Source organism: Bartonella sp. AA81SXKL (genome assembly GCF_042196945.1).
GTDB lineage: Bacteria > Pseudomonadota > Alphaproteobacteria > Rhizobiales > Rhizobiaceae > Bartonella.
The window spans coordinates 1-313 of the sequence record NZ_JBHIRH010000304.1 but is presented as its reverse complement, the minus strand read 5'-3'; the positions used below and the strand labels follow the sequence as shown (position 1 = coordinate 313).

Annotated in this window: 1 pseudogene; it reads left to right on the top strand. The window is 34.5% G+C overall.

What is annotated here, in order from left to right:
* A pseudogene (locus ACFINZ_RS11290) lies at window positions 1-313 on the top strand (SPOR domain-containing protein); the annotation flags it as partial.

Below are 313 nucleotides of genomic sequence, written 5' to 3'. Positions count from 1 at the left end.
ACCATTCCAACGCAAAAAGTACAAACTGTTATTGTAAAACAAGATGGTACAGTTGTGCTCTCGCCAATGCATGACACAGAGAAAAAAACTACTGATAAATATGAAGAAAAAGTTGATCAAACTACTGTAGATCAGCTTCAAGAATCCCAACCAATTTCTTCCCACTTTTCTGATACAAAGGACAAAGAAGCAGAAGATAATCTCACGAGCAATATTGATAAAATAATCGCTGAAAATATTTCTACATCTAGTGTTGAGAAAAAAGTTGAAAATTCATTTGTACCACTTCCTTCACATGCGAAGAGCAATTCAG